Source organism: Mycobacterium fragae (assembly GCF_002102185.1).
In the GTDB taxonomy this organism is placed as follows: domain Bacteria; phylum Actinomycetota; class Actinomycetes; order Mycobacteriales; family Mycobacteriaceae; genus Mycobacterium; species Mycobacterium fragae.
In genome coordinates this window covers 271055-289188 of the sequence record NZ_LQOW01000026.1, presented here as the reverse complement: position 1 = coordinate 289188, position 18134 = coordinate 271055, and the positions used below count along the sequence as shown (strand labels likewise).

Here is an 18134-nt window from a genome sequence, read left to right as displayed (position 1 = left end):
ATGGTCGTGACCCGCTTCACCCGGGCTGCGCCCGCGCTCGCGATCACTCCTACAATCCCAAGATTCGTGAGGCGATGATGTTCTTCTGGATCTGCGATGTCCCGCCCATAACGCTTTGGGCGCGGCTATACAGGTAGGCACTCAGCAGCCCGGGGTCGTCGACGCCGCCGACGGCCAGCGCGGCGTGGCCGACGGATTGCTCGACCCAGGTCATCAGCAGCTTGTCCAGCGATCCGTCCGACCCGTGTGTGACGCCGTCGAGCTGTTCGGACAGCCGCCGCCGGACGTGGTGGGTGAGCATCTCGGTTTGCACTGCGGCCCAGGCCAATTCCGGGCATGGGGGGCCGTCGCTGCGGGCAGCGAGCTCACGGACGAGCTTGCCGTAGCGGGCGGCATAGCCCAGCGTGGAGGGTTCGCGTTCATGCCCGACCACCGTCATGGCAAGCGCCCACCCTTCGCCCGGGGCACCTACCATGTGGTCGGCCGGCACGGTCGCGCCGTCGAAGAACACCTGGCCGAATTCGGTGGTGACTCCGTTGATCATCCGCAGCGGACGCTGTTGTACGCCAGGCTGTTTCATCGAGATGATGAACGCCGATATGCCGCGATGGCGTTTTGCGTCCGGATCGGTGCGGGCCAGGAGTAGACACCAGTCGGCGACGTCGGAGTAGCTGGTCCAGATCTTGTGTCCGTGTACGACGTAGTTGTCGCCGTCGGTGGTGGCGGTGGTGGTCAGCGACGCGAGGTCCGAGCCGGCGCCGGGCTCACTGAAGCCCTGGCACCACCGCTCGGTGCCGTTGATCATGCCGGGCAGAAACCGACGGCACAGCTCCTTGCTGCCGTGCCGGCTCAGGCCCGCGACGAGGTAGCCGAGGCTGGGCCGCGGCGGAGCGCCGGCGCGCGCCAGCTCCTCGTCGAGAATCACGTCGTAGACCGGCGGCAACTCGTGGCCGCCGTACTCGCGCGGCCAGGACAAGCCGAAGAAGCCGCCCTCATACAGCGCGCGGTGCCATTCGCCCTGCCGGGTCCAATACTCGTCGCCCGAGCTCGGAAACTCCTTGGCGTGCACGGAGAGCCACGACCGTAGCCGCTCCCGGAAGGCGGCTTCGTCGGGCGAATCACGAAAGTCCAACGTCGATCTCCTCGAGTTTGACGGGCCACAGTTCGGTGGATGTCAGTGCACGCCGCAGGAAGACGTGCGCCAGGCACTCCCAGGTATTCCCGATGCCGCCGTGCACCTGTATGGCGGTCTCACACACGGTGCGCGCGGTGCGCGCGCAATACAGCTTGGCCACCCGCGCCGCCCGAATCGCCTCGGCCGACTCGAGTTCGTCGACCGCCCATGCCGCATGGCGCAGCACGCTCACCGATCCTTCGATGAGGGCCACGCTTTCGGCCAGCAAGTGGGCGACGGCCTGATAGGAGCCGATCGGGTTGCCGTACTGCTCACGGATTTTCGCGTAGTCACACGCCAGAGTCTGTGCGCCGCGCGCCGTGCCGACCAGGTCGGCACACGTGGTGACCAGCGCGAGCGCCAGCCATCGCCCGGCGGCGTCGGGGTCCACGTCGCCGACGGCAACCGCTGCTCCGGCGATGTCGGCATTGGCTCGGGTCAGATCTGCGCCGGCACGGGCTGCGCCCAGCTCGGTGGCTAAAACCGTTGTGCCGCTGAGGGACAGCGCCCGCTGGTAGCCGCGCGCGTCGGTCGCGTGCTCACCGACGGCGATCGTCGAGCCGCGGGCATCGACACCGACGTGGCGGGCCAGGTCGTCGGCAAGGACCGGCCCGAGAAGCGGCGCGTCGACCAGGCCGCGGCCGAATTCCTCTGCGACGATCGCCACCTCGACACCGGAGGCGCCGTCGGAGCGCAGCGATCGCCAGCCCGTCGTCTCGATTTGCTTGTCCAGCCGGGCGATCCGATTCTCGTCTTCCAGATCCTGAACCGAGCCCGGGCCGAGGTCGTCGGCCAGCTTGGCGGCGGCGTCGCGCAGCTGCTTTTGTTCAGCTGTCAGCCGTACATCCATATTGCTCCTTCAGCACTCGGCGTAGCACCTTGCCGGACGGCAATCGAGGTATTTCGGCAACAAAAACAACGCCGCTCAGGCGTTTGTAGGATGCCAGCCGTTCATCCACCCGTGCCGTGAGTTCGGCCGCGTCGACCGGCGCGCGGGTGGCGACGGCCGCGACGACGGCCTCCCCGTCGACTCCGTCGGGGACACCGAACACCGCGCAGTCCTCGACGGCGGGATGACCGTGCAGCACGGCCTCGATCTCGGCGGGCGAGACCTGGAAGCCACGCACCTTGATCATTTCTTTGGAACGGTCGGTGATCCGCAGCCATCCACCGGTGTCGAGATAGCCGACGTCGCCGGTGCGATACCACCCGTCGCACAGCGCATCCCGCGTCGCCTCGTCGGGCAGATAGCCGGCCATCAACGACTCCGCCCGCGCCTGGATCTCCCCCACATCACCAGGCCCCACCGGCTCACCGATCTGCAAGGACGTCACCCGCACCTGCACGCCGGGCACCGGCCGTCCGACCGAGTCGAGCCGGGCGCCGTCGAGTGGGTTGCAGGCGATGACCGGCAGCTCGGTGGTGCCGTATGCGGGGACCCAGCCGACGCCGGTGCGCCGGGTGACGGTTTGCGCGACGCTTTGGCTGACCGGTGTTGCGCCCCACATGATGAACCGCAGCGACGAGAGGTCATAGGACTCGAGGCGCGGGTGCGAGGCGATGGCCAATGCTATTGGGGCAACCGCCATCTCGACGGTGATCCGATCCGCCTCGATGCACTGCAGCAGTGCGTCGATGTCGAACCGGCGATGTAGCCGCATTCGCACCCCGGTCTGCAGTGCCGTGATGATGTTGAGCAGACCCAGCACGTGCGACGGCGGGGTGGCGATCTGGATGCGATCCCGCGCGGTCAATTGCAGTGCGTCTCGCCAGTGCCGCGCGGCGGCGTGCAACGACGCGTGGGTGTGCCGGACGGCCTTGGGCAGACCGGTGGTGCCCGAGCTGAACACCAACAGCGCATCGGACTCCGGCGGGGCCGAGCCGGACGTCGGTTCAGCGGGTGCGATCGGCTCGTCGAGATGCAGCATCGGCATCAGCCCCGACAGCACCGGGTGATCGCCGACGGCGTGAGCAGGATCGGTCAACGCCAACGCGTGCTCGACTTCGTCGCGCTTCCAGGCGGGGCTGAGCAGGACCACCGCCGCGCCCAACTTCCAGATTGCGCGTAGCGCCGCGACGAATTCCGGGCGCGTGGACGCCATCAACGCCACCCGTTGGCCGGCCGTCACCCCATGCTTGCTCAGCGTGCGGGCCAAGCCTCCGGCCAGCGCCTCGAGCTGCGGGAGGCTGTACTCCCGCTCCTCGAAGACGAGCGCCGTACCGGTGGGCACCATTCTCCTAACGGCCGTCAAACGATTGAGAATATCCTATCGTTTTGAGAGAATAGTATTCTCTGTACTGAAGAACGCAAGTGCGAAAGGGGGTGGCGAATGGCGGAGCTACACACCTTCCATCAGGCGACGGTGACCAGGGTCATCAAAGAGACCGCCGATGCTCGTACCTTCGTCCTCGCCCCCCATGACCAGCCGTTTCCCTATCGCGCCGGGCAGTTCTGCACATTTCGGGTGACCGTCGACGGCGAACAGCTCTATCGGTCGTATTCGATGTCGAGCGCACCCGAGACCGACTCCGAGCTGATGACCACGGTCAAGCGGGTACCTGGGGGCAAGGTTTCCAACTGGATGGTCGACAACGTGGCCGAGGGTGACGAGCTGACCATGACCAGGGCCGCCGGGACCTTTTGCTTGAGCCCGACGCCGGCGCCGTTGCTGGCCTTCGCCGGCGGTAGCGGTGTCACGCCGATCCTGTCGTTGGCCAAGAGCGCGCTGGCGAGCACGGATCGCCCCGTGCGGATACTGTGCGGCGACCGCGATCGGTCAGCGGTGATTTTCGAGGCGGTGATGGACGAGCTTGTCGAGCGCTATCCCGGACGGCTATTGCTGCAGCGTCACATCGACGCCGAACACGGTCTGCTGGACGCGGACGCCGTCGAAAAGTTCGTCGGCCCCGACAAGGATGCCGACTGCTACGTATGCGGCCCGGAAGGCTTCATGGCCGTTGTGCGCTCGGCGCTGCCGGATGGGGCACGCGTCCTTGTCGAGGACTTCGACGCGTCACCGCCGGTCAAGGAGGCCGCGTCTCGGGTGGCCGACCGGGCCGAAGCGGGCGGGACGGTGACGATCCACCTCGAGCGCAAGAAGGTGTCGGTGCCGCAGGTCGCCGGCGAAACGCTGCTGGAGACCGCGCGGCGGGCCGGACTGGCGCCGCCGTTCAACTGCGAGGCCGGCAACTGCGGGACCTGCATAGCCAGGCTCACCGAGGGCAGTGCCACCATGCGCAACAACGACGCGCTCGACGACGACGAGGTGGCCGACGGCTACATCCTGACGTGTCAGGGCGTACCCGATACACCGTCGGTCACGGTGTATTACGAATAGGGCATGACTCGTGCGGCCGGCGCGGAGGTCGAGTTTGACAGCGACGGATGCCGGCTGGCGGGAACCTTCATAGACACGCCCGATCCGGTGGCGGCCGCGCTGATCATCGGGGGATCCGGCCCGATCGATCGGGATTCGAACGACCGGCGGATTCGATTGAGAGTGACTGCGGAGATCGCCGATGCCCTCACCGATGCCGGCGTGTCTACGCTGCGGTACGACAAACGCGGGATCGGAGCCAGCGGCGGAGACTACCGCTCGACCGGGATGAGCCAACACCTCGCCGATGCCCGCGCGGCACTGGCCTGGCTCGCCACTCGGGCGTCGGGTCTACCGCTGCTGGTGGTCGGCCACAGCGAAGGAGCCTTGCACGCAATCGAATTGGCTGCCTTGCAGGTCGCCGCCGGCGCCGTTCTGCTCAGCCCAGCGGCGCGAACCGGTGAACAGATACTGACTTGGCAGGCGCGCATGATCATCCCCACGATTCCCCGATGGCTGCATGCCGTCTGGCGGATCGCCTGCAACGACCCGATCCGAACACAACGCAAGCAACTCGACCGAATCAGAATGTCCGACGCCGCTGTCATGCGCATCCGCGGAAGACGGATGCCGGCCCTCTGGTTCCGCGAATTCGCGACCTACGACCCGACCCCGGCGCTCGCCCGCATCAGCGTGCCCGTTCTGGCGATCACCGGGGAATGCGACCGTCAGGTGCCGCCCGAAGACATCGATGCGATCAAAGACCTGGTTTGTGGGCCCTACGAGGGTCACGTCGTCGCCGACCTGAGCCATGTGCTGCGACCCGACCCCGATCGCCTCGGACCACGAGGCTACCGCCGCGCCGTCCGGCAACCGATCAGCCCCACGATCGTTCAACTCATCACCGCCTGGATTACCGCGCAGTGGGGCCGACGTTCTTCCTTGCACGGGACTGACAAGCCTGAAAGGAAACCCTAATCGTGACCGAGCTTTCCGCCTTCGCTGATCTCATATCGGTCGATCACGGGCTTTGCGTGTTCAGCACCTTGCGTCGTGATGGCAGTATCCAGTCGTCGGTGATCAACGCTGGTGTTTTGCAGCACCCACTGACCAATGCGCCGGTCGTCGGGCTGGTGGCCATCGGCGGCACCCGCAAACTGCGCAATCTGCGCGCCGATCCCCGATCGACCATCGTCGCCCGCGCCGGCTGGCAATGGGCCGCCGTCGAGGGCCGGGCGCAGCTGATCGGGCCTGACGACCCGCATCCCGATGTCGACGACGAGCGGCTACGGTTGCTGCTCCGCGAGATCTTCACCGCGGCCGGCGGAACCCACGATGATTGGGACACCTACGACCGGGTGATGCGTGAGGAGCGGCGAACCGCGGTGCTCATCTCGCCAACCCGTGTCTACGCGAATCCTGGCGGCTAGTCCAGCTTCGGCGGCGGCCGGTGCTCCGGCTGATATCCGGCGATGCGGATCGGGTTGCCGACCAGGCGGAAATCACCTGCGGTGACGACGATTTCCGGGGTCGCGTCCAGCGCTTCGGGAAGGGTTCGCACCGCCGCCGCGGGCACACCCAACGGATGCAGCCGCGCTTCCCATCCGGCGGCGGTGTCGGTGGCGAGCGCCGCGGTGACGACGGCCAGCACCTCGTCGCGCCTGGCCACCCGCTCCGCCATCGTCTCGAAGCCCTCGATGTTGGCTTCTCCGGCAAAGGATTTCCAAAATCCGTCATGAGTGACGAACAGCGCAAGATAACCGTGGGCGGTGGGGAACATCTGCGCGGGAACGTAATACGAGTGTGCGCCGAAGGGGCGGCGTTGGGGTTGCACACCGTCGTTGAGGTAGGCGGATGCGTGGTAGTTCAGCTGGGACAGCATCACGTCGCGCAGCGACACGTCCACCTGACCCCCGCGGCCCGCGGTGATCTGCGCCAGCAGACCCAGGGCGGCGGCCAATCCGGTGGAGTTGTCCGCCGAGGAGTAGCCGGGCAGCGTCGGCGGCCCGTCCGGCTCGCCGGTGAGCGCGGCCACCCCGGTGGCCGCCTGAATGACATAGTCGAATGCCGGCTGGTCGCCGCCCTCAAGCCCGAAACCGGTGATCGCCACGCAGACGATGCGATCGTTGAAGCGGCGCAGCGTCTCGTAGGTCAGTCCGAGCCTGCGGATCGCCGATGGTTTCAAATTCACCAGCAGCGCATGCGATTCCGCGACGAGCTCAGCCAATCTGGCTTGGCCGTCGTGCGAGTTCAAGTCCAGGCAGACGCTGCTCTTGTTGCGGTTGAGGCTGGCGAAGTAGCTGTCGGAGACCTGGCGGGAGATCTCGCCGCCCGGCGGTTCTATCTTGATGACTTCAGCGCCGAGGTCGGCCAGCAGCATCGTGGCGTACGGGCCGGCCAGCATGGTGCCGACCTCGAGGATTCGGATCCCGGCCAGCGGCGCGGTCATCGCACTTCGGCGCCCAGCGCCGCGATGACTTCGCGGGTGCGGCGTTTGGAGGCGACCAGCTCGTCGCGGTTGTTGCCGATCGGCAGTAACCGCACCGACAAGTCGGTCACGCCGGCGTCCGCGAAGCGACGGAACCGCGCCAGGATGGCCTCCTCGTCGCCGGCCGCGCAGATGTCGCCGACATCGCGGGCGTCGCCGTACTCGAGCAGGCGCTGGTAGTTCGGCGACACTTCGGCCTCACCGAGAATCCGGTTGGCGCGTTCCCGGGCGGCATCGACTTCGCCTGGTGCGCAAAGGCATACCGGTATCCCGGCAACGATCCGGGGAGCCGGCCGCCCGGCGTTGTCGGCCGCCTTGGTGATCCGCGGGACGACGTGCTCGGCGCAGGCACGCTCGTCGGCCATCCACAGCACCGTCCCGTCGGCGCGCTCACCGGCCAGCGCCAGCATCACCGGCCCGAGCGCCGCGACGAGCACGGGCAGCGGGCCCACCGGGGCGAGATCCAGGGGGTTGTGCACCGTGAAGTTGTCGTTTTCGACGTCGACGGGTCCCGGACCGCTGAATGCGGCGGCCAGCACCTGCAGATAGTCGCGGGTGAAGGCGGCCGGGCGCTCGTAGGGCAGCCCGAGCATGTCACCGATGATCCAGTGATGCGAGGGACCGACACCGAGCGCCAGCCGGCCGTTGGCGGCGGCGTGGACGGATAATGCCTGACGCGCCAACGCAATCGGATGCTGCGCCTGTAGCGGCACCACGGCAGTCCCGAGTTCGATCCGGGTGGTTCGGAGTGCCATCAGCGCGACGGCCGTCAACGCGTCGAAGTCATTGGGCACCTGCGGAGTCCACGCGGTGTCCATGCCGACGGACTCGGCCCACTCGATGTCGTCGAGCAACTTGGTGACTTTGCGCGCGGAGTCGCCGCGCTCCGCGCCGATCATTACTCCGAGACGCACGGTTCCTCCACAGTCGGTTCGGGGCTGCCAGTCAGCTTGCGGATCTCTCGGACCAAAACGTCCAGCGGGGTCCCGGTCGGAAACACCGCGGCCGCCCCGGCCGCCAACAGCTTGGGCACATCCGGCTCGGGTATCGTCCCGCCGACGACGACCGCGATGTCGGCGGCGTCGGCCGACCGTAGCGCCTCGATGGTCCGGGTGGTCAGCGCTAGATGCGCACCCGACAGGATGCTCAGGCCGACGACGGCCACATCTTCTTGCACGGCAATCGATGCGATGTCCTCGATGCGCTGCCGGATGCCGGTGTAGATCACCTCAAAACCGGCGTCCCGCAAGGTGCGTGCAACGATCTTGGCGCCACGGTCGTGTCCGTCGAGGCCGGGTTTGGCGACCAGGATCCGCGCGGCCATCTAATACACCACCGGCTGCTCGAATTCGCCCCACACAGCTTTGAGCGCGGAGACCATTTCACCGACCGTGCAGTAGGCGTTGGCGCAATCGATCAGCTTGGGCATGAGGTTGTCGGTTCCCTCGGCGGCGCGGGACAGCGCCGAAAGGCTGGACTCTACTGCGGCCGAACTCCTTTCGGCACGCACCTTGGAAAGCCGCTTGAGCTGAAGGTCGCGTCCCTCGGCGTCGAGCTCGTAGGTGACGATCTCCGGCGGCGGCTCCTCCGAGACGAACCGGTTGACCCCGACCACCGGCCGCTCGCCGGACTCGATTTCCTGATGGATCCGGTATGCCTCGTCGGCGATCAGGCCCTGCAGATAGCCGTCTTCGATGGCGCGGACCATTCCGCCGTGCTGCTCGAGGTCATGCATGATCTCAATGATGCGTGCCTCGGTGGCGTCGGTGAGAGCCTCGACAAAGTAGGAGCCGCCGAGCGGGTCCGCGACACGGGCGACACCGGTTTCGTGCGCCAGGATCTGCTGCGTGCGCAACGCCAGCGTGGTGGACTCCTCGGTGGGCAGCGCGAACGGCTCGTCCCAGGCCGCGGTGAACATCGATTGCACGCCGCCCAGAACGGCGGCCATCGCCTCGTAGGCCACCCGCACGACGTTGTTGTGCGCCTGTGGGGCATACAGCGACGCGCCGCCGCAGACGCAGCCGAAGCGGAACATCGACGCCTTGTCCGTCTTGGCTCCGTAGCGTTCCCGCACGATCGTCGCCCAACGCCGCCGCCCGGCACGGTATTTGGCGATCTCTTCGAAGAAATCGCCATGGGTGTAGAAGTAAAACGAGATCTGCGGCGCGAATTGGTCGATGGTCATCCGGCCGCGCTCCACCACGGTGTCGCAATACGTGACGCCGTCGGCGAGGGTGAACGCCATCTCCTGCACCGCGTTGGCCCCGGCGTCGCGGAAGTGCGCGCCGGCCACCGAGATTGCATTGAATTTGGGAACTTCGGCCGCGCAGAACTCGATGGTGTCGGCGATCAACCGCAGCGACGGCTCCGGCGGCCAGATCCAGGTGCCGCGGGATGCATATTCCTTGAGGATGTCGTTCTGGGTCGTCCCGGTGAGCTTGGCGCGCGGCACGCCCTTGCGCTCGGCCGCGGCGACGTAGAACGCCAACAGGATCGCGGCGGTGCCGTTGATGGTCATGCTGGTGCTGATCTTGTCGAGCGGGATGCCGTCGAACAGGATCTCCATGTCGGCCAGGGAGTCCACCGCCACGCCGACCCGGCCGACCTCGTCGCTTACCTCGGGGTCGTCGGAATCGAAGCCGCACTGGGTGGGCAGGTCGAATGCGACGGACAACCCGGTCCCGCCTTGCTCCAGCAGGTAGCGGTAGCGACGATTGGACTCCTCCGGGGTACCGAAGCCGGAGTATTGCCGAAACGTCCACAGCTTGCCGCGGTAGCCGTTGGCGAAGTTGCCCCTGGTAAACGGGTAGGCGCCCGGGGGCGGCGGCTCGGTACCACGGTCCCCCGGCCCATACACCGGCTGTAGCGGGATGCCGGATGCGGTCTCGGTGTGGTTATCCATCGGTTGATAACGTACTTGCAAAAAAAGAGAATGCCAATACCGCTCGCCTGACCAGGGTATATGAGGTTAAGTGACCCCGGTTAGAGACGAGGAGAGACATGGCGATTCCACGACCGTCGACGACGGACATCGAGGCTGCAGCCGCGCATTTCGGCTTCCATTTCGACGGTGACGCGCAGGCCGAGTTCGCGACCATCGCCGGATACACCCTGAGCGCCTACGACCATGTCGACGAGCTGTACGACGAGGTGGCGCGTCCGCAGGTCCCCAAGCGCCGGTATCGCTTCCCCGAGCCGGCCGACAATCCGCTCGGCGCCTGGTACGTGACCGCCGAGATCAGCTCGGGCGCCGACGGGCCGCTGTCGGGCAGGCGAGTGGCGGTCAAGGACAACATCGCCGTGGCCGGGATCCCGATGATGAACGGATCGCGGGCATTGGAAGGTTTCATCCCGAGCGTCGACGCCACCGTGATCGAGCGGCTGCTCGCCGCCGGGGCGGTCATCGCCGGCAAGAGCGTCTGCGAGGACCTCTGCTGCTCCTGCTCCAGCTTCACCTCGGCCAGCGGGCCGGTGCGCAATCCGTGGGACCCGACCCGCGAGGCCGGCGGATCGTCCAGTGGCAGTGGCGCGCTCGTCGCGGCCGGTGCGGTGGACCTGGCCCTCGGTGGCGACCAGGGCGGATCCGTGCGAATTCCCGCGTCGCTGTGCGGGATCGTCGGGCACAAGCCGACCCACGGCCTGGTGCCCTACACCGGAGCGTTTCCGATCGAGCGCACGATCGATCACATCGGCCCGATGACGCGCACCGTCGCCGATGCGGCGCTGATGCTCACCGTGCTTGCCGGAGCCGACGGCCTCGACCCGCGCCAGCCCGACACGCTCGAATTCGTTGACTACTGTGCGGCTTTGACCGGCGATATCGCCGGATTGCGGGTGGGCCTGCTCTCGGAAGGCTTCGGACAGCCGGGTTCTCAGGTCGACGAGCTGGTGCGCGCGGCCGCTCACCGGTTCACCGAGCTGGGCTGCACGGTCGGCGAAATCAGTGTGCCCTGGCACCGGCATGCGCTTCACGTCTTTGCGGTGGTCTTCACCGACGGCGCCACCTACCAGATGCTGGACGGCAACGGATACGGCCTTGGCGCAGAAGGACTCTACGACCCGGAACTGATCGCTTACTTCGCATCTCGGCGATCCGAGAAGGCGGATCAGCTTTCCACCATCGTCAAGGTGACAGCGCTGTGCGGCCACTACAGCTTGCGCACACGCGGTGGCGCGCCATATGCCAAGGCGCGCAACCTGTTACCGCACGTGCGTGCCGCCTACGACGATGCCCTCGAGCAGTACGACGTGCTGATAATGCCCACCGTTCCCGGTACTGCCGGGCCGCTGCCGACCGGCGGCGAAGACACCATCACGCTGCTCGCTCAGGCACTTGGAATGGCCGGAAACACCGCTCCGCTGGACGTCACCGGCCACCCCGCGATTTCCATACCGGCAGGGCTGGTCGACGGGCTTCCGGTTGGAATGATGATCATCGGCAAGAGATTTGACGACGCAACCGTCCTCAAGGTCGCCGACGCCTTCGAGTCGTTGTGCGGAGGTTTCCCTACGCCCGGCAGATGATCTCGCCGTGCGGGATTGTCAGCCATCCATCCGGGGCGGCGGCCCAATCCAACCATGCCGATGAGATCTCGCCGAGTTCCGTGGCGGTGGCCATGCCAGAGTCCACCAGCTGGCGGGCCAGCGCCGACTCGACGATGCGGTCCGCCCACATCCGGCCCCACCTGTCGCGGCTATCCGGTGTCGCAAAGCACCACACGCTGGCCGTGGGGGTAATGTCGTCAAATCCCGCTTGCTGGGCCCAGCACAGCAGGCGCCGCCCGGCATCGGGCTCACCGCCGTTGGCCCGCGCCGCCCGATCGTAGAGGTCCAGCCAGCGGTCCAGCTCCGGAAGCTGTGGGAACCAGATAAATCCCGCGTAGTCGGCGTCTCGTACGGCAACGATGCCGCCAGGCACGCACACCCGCCGTAGCTCCCGCAGCGCCTGCACCGGGTCGGCCACATGCTGCAATACCTGATGCGCATGCACGACGTCGAAGGCGTCGTCGGGAAAGTCGAGTGCCTGCACGTCCGAGGTCGCAAACGACACATTCGACTGGTCGCGGGTCCGCGCTTCCGCGCGGGCCAAATCCAAAGCCTCGTCGGTCAATTCGACGGCGGTCACCCGTCCCGGCGCGATCCGGGCGGCTAGGTCGACGGTGATGGTTCCGGGGCCGCAGCCCACGTCGAGCAGCGACATCCCCGGCCGTAAGTGGGGCAGCAGGTAGCCGGCCGAGTTCTCGGCGGTGCGCCGGCGATGCGCCCGCAGCACCGATTCGTGATGCCCGTGGGTGTAGACGGCCTGACGTTCGCCGGTCATGGCGTCGAATGCTACCGGTCGCGATTCCAGAATACGAAACGATCATCTCATATTATGAGATAGCTGTTTCGGGACTCAGTCGACCGGGACGTTGACGATCGGGCGGTCGACCGCGGCGCCGGGGCCGTCGAAATGCCACCACTCACCGGAGTACACCGCGAGCCCTCCTGCGCTCATCGCCTCGCGCAGCCGCGCCCGGTTGGCCTGTGCTGATGTGCTGACGCCGTCGGTGGCGAAGGCAAGCGCACGCGGCGAGAAGTCGTCGAAGTCGGTTCCCATATCGACAAGGCAGCGGCCACCCAGCTGCCGTCCCGGCGGGCACTGTTGTTGCGAACTTGCGATGGTGACATCCACCGAACGGCCCGCCTCGTGGCTGCGCGCATAGGGACCGGGTTTGGCCACCCAGGCGGGATTGGGGACTGCGTCGAACATTTTGACCTGAACATCGTGCGGCCGATAGCAGTCCCAGAAGACGAGCACCTCTCCGCGCTGGGCCAGCGCCTTCTCGGCCGCCGCGAGTCCCGGAGCCAGGGATTCGTGGACGAGGCAGCGCGCGTCGGCGGGATACAACGGCGCGCGGGTGAAATTATTCGGCGTCGCATAGCGCAGGTCGATCAGCGCGCTCGGCACGACGGAGCGGACGTCGACCAATCCCGCCGCTTGGGCTGCCGCGCTCACCGGAGGTACGTCGGCTTTGGCGGGTGCACCCCAGCTCGCGGCGGACACCACGGCGAGCAAGGCGACCAGGCACCGACGCGCGGCGGGCACTGCGGGCACACATCTAAGTTAGGCGAACACATGCGGCTTTTTGAGCCGTATCGATAGGTGGTGGCCAGGGGCGGGATCGAACCGCCGACCTTCCGCTTTTCAGGCGGACGCTCATACCGACTGAGCTACCTGGCCGGAAGGCAGGACGTGCCTCGCCGGAGCGGCGACCCTGACGGGACTCGAACCCGCGACCTCCGCCGTGACAGGGCGGCGCGCTAACCAACTGCGCCACAGGGCCTTGCTCTATTGTCTGCTCCGCGTAACCGCGTCGCGGTACCCCCTACGGGATTCGAACCCGCGTTACCGCCTTGAAAGGGCGGCGTCCTAGGCCGTCTAGACGAAGGGGGCCAGAACCGAATCTCTCCGGGGCACTCGCAACATGTCTACGTTGTGAGCCACGTCAGCTTAGGCCACCATGGACCTAATCCTCAAACGAGCGCTGCGCTGGGCAAGCAGTATCCTGTGCCTCGCGCCCCTATAGCTCAGTTGGTAGAGCTACGGACTTTTAATCCGCAGGTCCCAGGTTCGAGTCCTGGTGGGGGCACCACGTTCAAGTCGACCTCCGCGGAGCTCGATGCTCGACGGGGCGGATTGCGGGTACTCCCGGGCCCATGAGAGGAATATCACGGCGCTCGTTCGGTCGGCTCGCGGCGGGCGCAACCATGGTGGGGGCCACCGGACTAGCGGTCGCATGCGGCTCGAGGCATCCCGCCGGCTCCCCGGCCACATCGGCCGCCCCGCCGCCTCACTCGGGGCCGGGAGTTGGCTTCGTGTTGTCCCACGAACAGTTCCCCACCACCCGGCTCGTCGACCAGGCCCAGGCAGCCGAGCAGGCCGGATTTCGCTACCTCTGGGCCAGCGACCACATCCAGCCGTGGCAGGACAACGAGGGTCACTCGATGTTCCCGTGGATCACGTTGGCGTTGGTGGGCCAACGAACCAAACACATCCCGTTCGGCACCGGCGTGACATGTCCGATCCATCGCTACCACCCGACCACCGTCGCGCAGGCGTTCGCTTCGCTGGCGCTGCTCTACCCCGAGCGGGTGTTCCTCGGCGTCGGAACCGGCGAGCGACTCAACGAGCAGGCGGCCACCACGCAGTTCGGGTCATACCGGGAACGCCACGACCGCCTGGTCGAAGCCATCCAGCTCATCCGCCAACTCTGGAGCGGCCAACGAATTTCGTTCCAGGGACGCTATTTTCAGACGAATCAGCTCAAGCTCTACGACTTTCCGGCAAAGCCACCGCCCATCTTCGTGGCCGCGGGCGGCCCCAAAAGCGCACACCTGGCCGGACAGTACGGCGATGGCTGGATCACGGAGGCCGACGCCGTCAAGAACCAAAAGCTTGTGGCTGCCTTCAATCAGGGGGCGCAAGCTTCGGGCCGTGATCCCGCCACATTGGGCAAGCGGGCCGAGATGTTCGCCGTCGTCGGCGACCAGAACGAGATCAACCACGCCGCCGAGCTGTGGCGGTTCACCGGCGGCGCCGTCGATCAGCCCAACCCCGTCGCCATCGAGCAGGCGGCACAGCGCAATCCGCTCGACAAGGTGATCAAGGGCTGGACAACTGGAACTGACGCGGCCACTCACGTCAAAGCGGTGCAGGCCGTTCTCGACGCGGGCGCAACGCCGTTCATGCACTTTGCCCAGCGGGAGCCGGTCGCCGCGATCGACTTCTACCGCGCCAACGTGCTACCGCGGCTGCATTGACCGCTACCTCAACACCGCACTGAGGTACGTCACGTCGGCGAAGGCGGCGGCGACGTCGTCGTCCGGGTAGACGAAGCCGTTCTCCGCATGCAACTGCGAGACCGCGCGGTGGGAAACCTGCCAACCGTGCCGCGCCAGGTGCTCGATGATGTGGTTGCGCTCGCCGTGGTACACCAGCTCGTTGAAGTCGACGACGTCAAACCCCAACTCGGCCATCCGGTCGTGATGCGCACGCCACCGCTCGTCGGCGAAAATCGCAGTGTCGGGCACTAATTCCAGAGCCAGCCGACTACCGGGCGCACTCAACGCGGTGATGTGGTCGAACAGCGCGTCCTGAGCATCCGACGGTAAATAGACCACCAAGCCCTCGGCGCTCCACACCGCGGGCGCGCCAATCTCGAATCCGGCCTCTCGAAGCGCTGCCGGCCAATCGTCGCGCAGATCGACAGCGACGGTCCGCCGTTCGGCTGTCGGCTCCGCACCCAGCTTTCGCAGAGTCGACGTCTTGAAGTCGATGACCTCGGGCATGTCGACCTCGTAGACCACCGTGCCCGCGGGCCATGGCAAGCGGTAGGCCCGCGCGTCCAGACCGGCCGCCAAGATGACCACCTGCCGGATGCCGCTGTCGGTCGCGTCGACGAAGAACTGGTCGTAGTACCGGGTGCGGACGGCCATGCCCCTCGCCATTCGGTCCGGGTCGAAGTTGGAGTCGCCACCAACCGGGATCTGACCGTCCACCAGCCGGGTGTAGACGTCAATGCCGACGGCGCGCACCAGCGGCGCGGCGAACGGGTCGTCGATCAATCGCCGGTCGGAAGCCAGGGCCCGCTGTGCGGCAACCATCGTCGCCGTCGCCCCGACGCTCGTGGCCAGGTCCCAGGTGTCGCTTTCGGCGCGCATGGCAGCTCCTAACTCAAGGTTTCCAACAATATAGACGAGCTAGTTATTACCTCGGCCACCGGGACTTGACGCCCGCGCACCTGGTTGCGCTACTATCTGCGTATGCATGCAAGTAATGAGGAAATCCGGTTGCCGGACGACCAGGTCAGCCTGGTGGTCGAGGTGTTCCGGATGCTGGCCGACGCCACCCGGGTACAGGTGCTCTGGTCGCTCGCCCACCGCGAGATGTCGGTCAGCGAACTCGCCGAGCATGTCGGCAAGCCGGCGCCATCGGTCTCCCAGCACCTCGCAAAGCTACGGATGGCGCGGCTGGTGCGCACCCGACGCGAGGGCACCACGATCTTCTACAGCCTGGAGAACGACCACGTGTGTCAGCTGGTCACCGACGCCGTCTTCAATGCCGAGCATGCCGGCCCAGGGGTTCCGCGGCATCACCGCACAGAACCCGGATTACAAGTGGTTACCGAAACGACAGCACAACAAAGGAGATAAGGATCATGTCGCACCACGACGACCACCCGCACGAAGGGCCGCACGCGCACGAACACGAGCATGGCGACGTCGCGCACACGCACGCGCACACCACGCACGAGCATGAGCACGTCGAGCACGAGCACGCCCACACCCACGACGACGGAACCGAGCACAGCCATCAGCACGTGCATCAGGCGGGGCTAGAAGAAGCGCACAACCACGCCCACAGCTGACAAACGTCAGACGTTCGGGCAGTAGTGCTTTGGGTTGTCCCGTTCGTCGAGCGGCGGCAGGTTTCGCGCGGGCGTGTGCACCAGCGGCGTATCGGCCGGGATGCGGCCGACGGCACGGTCCCATCCGGCGCGGGCCCGCGGATGCTTGCGGTAGCGCCGTGGTACCAGGGCGAAGACCAGGCGCACGACGTCACCGAATCGACGGTGTAGCCACTCGTCGCGACGCGACCAGCTATAGCCCATCAACTCGCGCACCGGCGGATCGTAGAGACCGACCGTCAGCCAGACGAAGAACGGCGCCAGCAGCTTTCGCTGAGCAACCCACAGCCAATCCGGAATCCATTGCGCGAACGGAGGTTTGGGCAACTCTTTGAGGTTGAGCACTTCGCGCGCAGCCCAGTTGTTCTCCAGCACCTCGCGACACATGCGGTCCCAATAGACTTGGAATTCTTCCCATGTCTTCGGAACCGGGCGCATGCTCATGCCGTACATCCGGTACCACTCAACATGTTCCTCGAAGAGCTGCCGCTTCTGCGCCTCGGTCAAACCCCCACAGAACCGTTCGGCCACATGCAAAGTCCCGACGAAGAACGTGGAATGCGCCCAGTAGAAGACATCGGGATTCAGCGCGTGATAGCGGCGGCCCTGACCGTCGGTTCCCTTGATGTCGACGTGGTAGTCGCGCACCTCGGCGCCGGTCATCGGCGCCCGGTCGCCGTCGAAAACCACGCCGCCGATCGGGTACAGCGATCGCAGCAACCGCGGCCAGCGCTCCCGGAAGAACGTCGAGTGGTCTTCGACCGCCGCACCGAGCTGGGGGTGCATGTTCTGCATGGACCCGGCCCACGGGCCTTGCAGCATGCCGCGCCAATCACCGAAGTATTTCCAAGTCAGCGAATCGGGGCCGAGCGGGCGCGGCGGCGCGTCATACCCCAGCGGTGACACCGGGCAACCCGTCGCGACCGCGCCGCTCGCCGGCTCGCCAACCGTGCGTGCGCTGGTCAGCGGGTATGCCTCAGACGTATCTTGAGTCACGAGCGTGGTTTCCTGTCGGTGTCAGCCAATCTGACTACGTGCGTTGTCACTCTCAACCTTAGGAGGGACGTGGCGTCAGGTCAACGCCGGGGCCGCTGGTCCGGTGTCCCTCTCGAGGATCGCCAGGCCCTGCGCCGCGACGAACTCGTCGCCGCCGGCGTGCGATTGCTTGGCCGGGAAAGCGGTCCGGCGGTGACGGTCCGCGCGGTGTGCCGACAGACCGGGCTGACCGAACGTTACTTTTACGAAAGCTTTTCCGACCGTGACGAATTCGTGCGCGCTGTCTACGACGATGTCTGCACCCGCGCCATGTCGACGTTGATGTCCGCCACCACGGCGCGGGAGGCCGTCGAGCGATTCGTCGCGTTGATGGTCGACGACCCGGTGCGCGGGCGGGTGCTGCTCCTGGCGCCGGAGGTGGAGCCGGTGCTGGTCCGCTCAGGAGCGGAATGGATGCCCAGCTTCATCGACCTGCTGCAACGCAAACTGACCCGAATCGGCGATCCTGTGCGGCAAAACATGATCGCCACCAGCTTGATCGGTGCACTCACCGCGCTGTTCACCGCGTATCTGGATGGCCGGCTGGCGGCTAACCGGGAGCAGTTCATCGACTTCTGCGTCGAGATGCTGCTCAGCCGGGCGGCGGCGCACTAGCTGAACTTCCGCCGCGCCTCGCCCGAGCGGAACTTGAATGCTACCGCCATACACAG

19 protein-coding genes and 4 tRNA genes are annotated in these 18134 nt (G+C 66.5%); 9 read left to right on the top strand and 14 right to left on the bottom strand.

Annotated elements, in window-relative coordinates; all coding sequences use genetic code 11:
- Positions 1 to 49 precede the first annotated feature (49 nt).
- Genes AWC06_RS15870 through AWC06_RS15860 form a run of 3 tightly spaced genes read right to left on the bottom strand, consistent with a single transcriptional unit; the run spans position 50 to position 3405 of the window.
- Positions 50 to 1132: an acyl-CoA dehydrogenase family protein gene (locus AWC06_RS15870; RefSeq protein WP_085198933.1), complete on the bottom strand. Its 1083-nt coding sequence runs from the start codon at positions 1130 to 1132 to the stop codon at positions 50 to 52.
- Positions 1119 to 2024 carry an acyl-CoA dehydrogenase family protein gene (locus AWC06_RS15865; protein WP_085198932.1) on the bottom strand — a complete coding sequence of 302 codons (906 nt, stop codon included), beginning with the start codon at positions 2022 to 2024 and terminating at the stop codon, positions 1119 to 1121. Before AWC06_RS15865 ends, AWC06_RS15870 begins: the two co-directional genes overlap by 14 nt.
- Positions 2002 to 3405: a class I adenylate-forming enzyme family protein gene (locus tag AWC06_RS15860; protein ID WP_227371045.1), complete on the bottom strand. Its 1404-nt coding sequence runs from the start codon at positions 3403 to 3405 to the stop codon at positions 2002 to 2004. Before AWC06_RS15860 ends, AWC06_RS15865 begins: the two co-directional genes overlap by 23 nt.
- 99 nt (positions 3406 to 3504) lie before the next feature.
- Here AWC06_RS15860 and AWC06_RS15855 point away from each other — a divergent pair, with 99 nt between their 5' ends.
- Genes AWC06_RS15855 through AWC06_RS15845 form a run of 3 tightly spaced genes read left to right on the top strand, consistent with a single transcriptional unit; the run spans position 3505 to position 5921 of the window.
- On the top strand, positions 3505 to 4512 hold the full coding sequence (locus AWC06_RS15855) for a ferredoxin--NADP reductase (RefSeq protein WP_085198930.1): 1008 nt from the start codon (positions 3505 to 3507) through the stop codon (positions 4510 to 4512).
- A gap of 3 nt (positions 4513 to 4515) precedes the next feature.
- Positions 4516 to 5469 (top strand): alpha/beta hydrolase, encoded by a 954-nt coding sequence (locus tag AWC06_RS15850; RefSeq protein ID WP_085198929.1) that lies wholly within the window; start codon positions 4516 to 4518, stop codon positions 5467 to 5469.
- A 2-nt stretch (positions 5470 to 5471) separates the two neighbouring features.
- Positions 5472 to 5921 carry a TIGR03618 family F420-dependent PPOX class oxidoreductase gene (locus tag AWC06_RS15845; protein ID WP_085198928.1) on the top strand — a complete coding sequence of 150 codons (450 nt, stop codon included), beginning with the start codon at positions 5472 to 5474 and terminating at the stop codon, positions 5919 to 5921.
- Here AWC06_RS15845 and AWC06_RS15840 read toward each other — a convergent pair.
- The 4 genes from AWC06_RS15840 to AWC06_RS15825 are packed head-to-tail and all read right to left on the bottom strand — an operon-like array spanning position 5918 to position 9881.
- A complete protein-coding gene (locus AWC06_RS15840; RefSeq protein ID WP_085198927.1) occupies positions 5918 to 6940 on the bottom strand; it encodes a CaiB/BaiF CoA transferase family protein in 1023 nt (340 codons plus the stop codon). The genes AWC06_RS15845 and AWC06_RS15840 overlap by 4 nt on opposite strands.
- Positions 6937 to 7893, bottom strand: coding sequence for an LLM class F420-dependent oxidoreductase (locus AWC06_RS15835; RefSeq protein WP_085198926.1), 957 nt, complete (start codon positions 7891 to 7893; stop codon positions 6937 to 6939). The genes AWC06_RS15840 and AWC06_RS15835 overlap by 4 nt, the downstream gene beginning before the upstream one ends.
- Positions 7878 to 8303, bottom strand: coding sequence for a cobalamin B12-binding domain-containing protein (locus AWC06_RS15830; protein ID WP_085198925.1), 426 nt, complete (start codon positions 8301 to 8303; stop codon positions 7878 to 7880). Before AWC06_RS15830 ends, AWC06_RS15835 begins: the two co-directional genes overlap by 16 nt.
- Positions 8304 to 9881 carry a methylmalonyl-CoA mutase family protein gene (locus tag AWC06_RS15825; RefSeq protein ID WP_085198924.1) on the bottom strand — a complete coding sequence of 526 codons (1578 nt, stop codon included), beginning with the start codon at positions 9879 to 9881 and terminating at the stop codon, positions 8304 to 8306.
- A 98-nt stretch (positions 9882 to 9979) separates the two neighbouring features.
- Here AWC06_RS15825 and AWC06_RS15820 point away from each other — a divergent pair, with 98 nt between their 5' ends.
- Positions 9980 to 11503: an amidase gene (locus AWC06_RS15820; RefSeq protein WP_085198923.1), complete on the top strand. Its 1524-nt coding sequence runs from the start codon at positions 9980 to 9982 to the stop codon at positions 11501 to 11503.
- Here AWC06_RS15820 and AWC06_RS15815 read toward each other — a convergent pair.
- The 5 genes from AWC06_RS15815 to AWC06_RS15795 form a co-directional block, all read right to left on the bottom strand.
- Entirely contained in the window at positions 11487 to 12299 is an 813-nt protein-coding gene (locus AWC06_RS15815; protein ID WP_085198922.1) for a class I SAM-dependent methyltransferase, read from the bottom strand. The genes AWC06_RS15820 and AWC06_RS15815 overlap by 17 nt on opposite strands.
- A 75-nt stretch (positions 12300 to 12374) precedes the next feature.
- Positions 12375 to 13067: a M15 family metallopeptidase gene (locus AWC06_RS15810; protein WP_372458101.1), complete on the bottom strand. Its 693-nt coding sequence runs from the start codon at positions 13065 to 13067 to the stop codon at positions 12375 to 12377.
- A 58-nt stretch (positions 13068 to 13125) separates the two neighbouring features.
- Positions 13126 to 13202: transfer RNA gene (locus AWC06_RS15805), tRNA-Phe, on the bottom strand.
- A gap of 29 nt (positions 13203 to 13231) precedes the next feature.
- Positions 13232 to 13305 (bottom strand) — tRNA-Asp (locus AWC06_RS15800).
- A 36-nt stretch (positions 13306 to 13341) separates the two neighbouring features.
- Positions 13342 to 13415, bottom strand: a tRNA-Glu gene (locus AWC06_RS15795).
- 123 nt (positions 13416 to 13538) lie between these two features.
- Between AWC06_RS15795 and AWC06_RS15790 the strand changes: the two genes are divergently transcribed.
- Together AWC06_RS15790 and AWC06_RS15785 are read left to right on the top strand one after the other, a co-directional pair.
- Positions 13539 to 13614 (top strand) — tRNA-Lys (locus AWC06_RS15790).
- Positions 13615 to 13678: 64 nt separating this feature from the next.
- A complete protein-coding gene (locus tag AWC06_RS15785; RefSeq protein ID WP_085198921.1) occupies positions 13679 to 14782 on the top strand; it encodes a F420-dependent hydroxymycolic acid dehydrogenase in 1104 nt (367 codons plus the stop codon).
- Between the two features lie 3 nt (positions 14783 to 14785).
- On the opposite strand, the gene AWC06_RS15780 is transcribed toward AWC06_RS15785, so the two are convergent.
- Positions 14786 to 15682 carry a class I SAM-dependent methyltransferase gene (locus tag AWC06_RS15780; protein WP_085198920.1) on the bottom strand — a complete coding sequence of 299 codons (897 nt, stop codon included), beginning with the start codon at positions 15680 to 15682 and terminating at the stop codon, positions 14786 to 14788.
- A gap of 102 nt (positions 15683 to 15784) precedes the next feature.
- On the opposite strand from AWC06_RS15780, the gene AWC06_RS15775 reads away from it, so the two are divergent.
- Both AWC06_RS15775 and AWC06_RS15770 read left to right on the top strand, forming a co-directional pair.
- Complete coding sequence (locus tag AWC06_RS15775) at positions 15785 to 16174, top strand: ArsR/SmtB family transcription factor (RefSeq protein ID WP_085198919.1); 390 nt, start codon at positions 15785 to 15787, stop codon at positions 16172 to 16174.
- 5 nt (positions 16175 to 16179) lie between these two features.
- A complete protein-coding gene (locus tag AWC06_RS15770; RefSeq protein WP_085198918.1) occupies positions 16180 to 16389 on the top strand; it encodes a zinc transporter Slc39a7 in 210 nt (69 codons plus the stop codon).
- 6 nt (positions 16390 to 16395) lie between these two features.
- Here the strand turns inward: AWC06_RS15770 and AWC06_RS15765 are convergent, their stop codons facing one another.
- Positions 16396 to 17424, bottom strand: coding sequence for an oxygenase MpaB family protein (locus tag AWC06_RS15765; protein ID WP_085198917.1), 1029 nt, complete (start codon positions 17422 to 17424; stop codon positions 16396 to 16398).
- Positions 17425 to 17493: 69 nt separating this feature from the next.
- On the opposite strand from AWC06_RS15765, the gene AWC06_RS15760 reads away from it, so the two are divergent.
- Complete coding sequence (locus AWC06_RS15760; protein WP_085198916.1) at positions 17494 to 18078, top strand: TetR/AcrR family transcriptional regulator; 585 nt, start codon at positions 17494 to 17496, stop codon at positions 18076 to 18078.
- Positions 18079 to 18134: the final 56 nt, after the last annotated feature.